The sequence below is a fragment of the Enterobacter sp. ZOR0014 genome (assembly GCF_000798855.1).
Taxonomy (GTDB): Bacteria; Pseudomonadota; Gammaproteobacteria; order Enterobacterales; family Enterobacteriaceae; genus Enterobacter; species Enterobacter kobei.
This window is the reverse complement of record NZ_JTLF01000086.1, coordinates 1-2,562: the sequence shown is the minus strand read 5'-3', so window position 1 is coordinate 2,562 and position 2,562 is coordinate 1. Positions and strand designations below refer to the sequence as shown.

General features: G+C 56.8%; 2 protein-coding genes. Both read right to left on the bottom strand.

Annotation, left to right across the window (positions count from 1 at the left end; genetic code table 11):
- Window positions 1–69 precede the first annotated feature (69 nt).
- Window positions 70–1,920 carry an outer membrane assembly protein AsmA gene (asmA, locus tag L977_RS03915; protein ID WP_047624871.1) on the bottom strand — a complete coding sequence of 617 codons (1,851 nt, stop codon included), beginning with the start codon at window positions 1,918–1,920 and terminating at the stop codon, window positions 70–72.
- A 22-nt stretch (window positions 1,921–1,942) separates the two neighbouring features.
- Entirely contained in the window at window positions 1,943–2,524 is a 582-nt protein-coding gene (dcd, locus tag L977_RS03910) for a dCTP deaminase (RefSeq protein ID WP_014884513.1), read from the bottom strand.
- Between the last annotated feature and the right edge of the window lie 38 nt (window positions 2,525–2,562).

Here is a 2,562-nt window from a genome sequence, read left to right as displayed (position 1 = left end):
TTACCCGGCCTACGACGTCAGGCTTTTGTAGGCCGGGTAAGGCGAAGCCGCCACCCGGCACAACTGGCATCAAAGCTTATCCAGCAGTTTCTTCACATCCTTGCCGTTCTGGGAATCTTTATTACGATCTGCCCAGCTATTAAGCCGACGTTTCGCTTCATCCTGCAGATGCTTACGCAGGATCTGATCCACCTGAAGGCTGTAATTCAGCGCCTGCCATTTACCATAGACGCTAAGCGGCACTGGCGTCTCTTTCAGGAAATCAATCAGCTTACTTTCGCCCTGCCAGCCGGAAAGTACCCGGACGTTAAAGCGCGTGTCCGCCGTCTCTTTGACCAGATCCAGCGAGCCTTCTCCCGTCAACGACAGCATAGAAGAGGTTCCCTGCATAGCTGCCAGCGTCAGTTGCCCGTTATCCAGCGTCAGATCCGTGGAGAAACTGTCGAGCCGCGTGACGCTATCGTAGTTTTCCTGCGCTTTGACGTCACTGCTGCGCTCCACTGCCTGCTGTACCAGCTGCTGGAAGTTAAGACCTTCCATACGGGAGTCTTTCAGGTCCACGTGCGCCTCGCCCTGCCATTCACGGCGGAAAGCTTCGGCATCAATTTTTGTGCCTGAGAAATCCCCCGCCAGCGTCAGCTGCCCTGTCAGGGATATCGGATAGTTAAAGGCTTTGAGGATGGTACCAATCTCAACGTTGTCGAGACGCGGCTGGAATTGCGCGCGGGTTTCGTCCTTACGCACATCCAGCGTGCCAGGCAGTGAAAGATGCCCTGCCCCCATTTTGCCGCTCAGCTCGGAGATCACCAGCAACCCGTTGTGGTTAAACATCTGGCCGCTCACATCGGTGAAGTCCATACCGCGCCAGCGCAGGCTGTTGGCTTTCAATAGGATATCGGCCGTGAATCCGCGCAGGGCGTTATAGTCAGGTTGATCAAGATTCGACGAGATAACCGGACGCGACACCGGCGGCTGGCTTTGTCCTGTCTGCACAGCGTCGCTGTCCGTTGTGCCAGCCGGTAGCGGCGGCAGGATGTTTTCCAGGTTGAGCTTGTCAAACTGCAGGTTCAGCACCCACTTCGGCTTTTCTTCGAGCGTGACGCTCGCCTGCCCCTTCAGGCTGCTGTCATTGGCCTGCAGGTTGAGGTTATCCAGCTCCAGCTGTTTTTGTTCTTCGCGCCAGACGGCCTGCAACGTCCCCTGCCCGGTGATCCCCTGGGTCGGAAGATCTGCGCCCGTGAGCTGCCAGTTGAGCTGCTGAATATCGGCCGTCAGCTGATGGGGATAATCTGACGCATTGACCCTGGCATTTAGCGAGAGGGTCAGATCGCGCTGGTCGCGATTCATTCGCCCGCTGAATTCCAGCGACGCAAGATGGTGCGCATCCTGTTCCATCTGCAGATTAATATTGCGAACCGTAACCTGCTCTTGATCCTCATGCTGGAATACCAGCACGCTATCGGCAACTTTCAGTTTGGCAATATCAAAGGACCAGCCCGTATCGGACGGCTCATCCGGTAAGGTATTCTCACGCGGTGCAACCGGCGCATTCGCGTTGCGCACGGCTTCAGTCTGCTGGGTAAGCTGTATGACCGCCCCTTTGAGCATCACCTGGTTTACCTGCAACTGGTGAGAAATGAGGGGGATGAGCGCCACATCGAGACGCATATTGTCCGCAGACACGATCGGCTGGGCAGCGCCCGGTGCCGTTAACGACATGCGGCCAGAGAGAATGCTGAGCTGCGGCCAGACGTGCCAGCGTAGCGGTCCGTCGAGCTTCAGTTGGTAACCACTGCGCGCCTCGACCTGCCGCACCATGTAAGCGCGGAAATCGTTAGGGTTAACCAGCAGAACCAACGCCGAAAGGCCAGCAACCAGCACGACAAGCAAAATCATCAGCGTTGTCAGAACTCTTCTCATGGCATCCTCAATGGACTAACGATCAGTCTTTATCAATACGGCTGGCAACCGCACCCTGCTGGTCGCGGTATTTTGCGTCCTGCCGGCGGTTATAAGGCCTGTCTGCCGGGCCGGTTAGCGGTTCAAAGCTTAACGCACCAATCATCATGCCGGGACGCAGCGCCAGCGGCAGTTTGCCGGCATTGAAGAACTCCAGCACGATACGGCCCGACCAGCCGGGATCGATACGGTGCGCGGTCACGTGCACCATCAGCCCCAGACGGGCCAGAGAAGAACGGCCATCCAGCCAGCCGACGAGGTCAGCAGGCAGGGTCACGGATTCGAACGTCACCGCCAGCGCCAGTTCACCTGGATGCAAATAAAAAGCGTCACCTTCGTCAATGACGATTTCGTCACTCATCACGCGATCGAGCGCGGCGCTGACTTCATCCTTCGGCCCGCTGAGGTCGATGAACGGTGCAGTATGGCCACTAAAGGTGCGGAATTTATTCCCCAACCGTACATCAACGGTCACCCCATTGATACGCTCTACAGGAGGACGTGGGGTAATAGACAAACGGCCTTCATCCAGCCAGGCTTCAATATCACGATCACAAAGACGCATGGCACTTTCTCCTTTCATGCATCGACCCCTGAGACCTT

Excerpts from the sequence above, each read along its gene's own strand:
- asmA (WP_047624871.1), bottom strand. The coding sequence starts at position 1,920 with ATGAGAAGAGTTCTGACAACGCTGATGATTTTGCTTGTCGTGCTGGTT.
- dcd (WP_014884513.1), bottom strand. The coding sequence starts at position 2,524 with ATGCGTCTTTGTGATCGTGATATTGAAGCCTGGCTGGATGAAGGCCGT.